Genomic DNA, 327 nt, shown 5'->3' on the forward strand with positions numbered 1-327 from the left:
ACAAAAAAAAAAAAAAAAAAAAAAAAAAAAAAAAAAAAAAAAAAAAAAAAAAAAAACAAAAAAAACCCACCCCCCCCCCACCAACCCAACAACACAACCCAAAACAACACCCAACCCCCAACCACCACCCCCCCCACAACAACACCAAAAAACCCCACCAAAAAAAAAAAAAAACAAAAAAAAAAAAAAAAAAAAAAAAAAACAAAACAACAACAAAAAAAAAAAAAAAAACAACAAAAAAACAAAAAAAAAAAAAGAAAAGGAAACCAAAAACAACTAAAAAAAAAAACAAACAAACCCCCCCCACCCAACAACCACAAAAAAAAC

At 28.1% G+C, this 327-nt stretch carries 1 protein-coding gene; it reads left to right on the top strand.

The genetic code is table 11. From position 1 onward, the window contains the following. Positions 1-327, top strand: a 327-nt coding sequence (locus PUR56_RS43140; RefSeq protein ID WP_329947395.1) for a hypothetical protein, incomplete at both ends; no start/stop codon positions are given.

Origin of the sequence: Streptomyces sp. BE303 (assembly GCF_036290945.1) — a bacterium.
In the GTDB taxonomy this organism is placed as follows: Bacteria; Actinomycetota; Actinomycetes; order Streptomycetales; family Streptomycetaceae; genus Kitasatospora.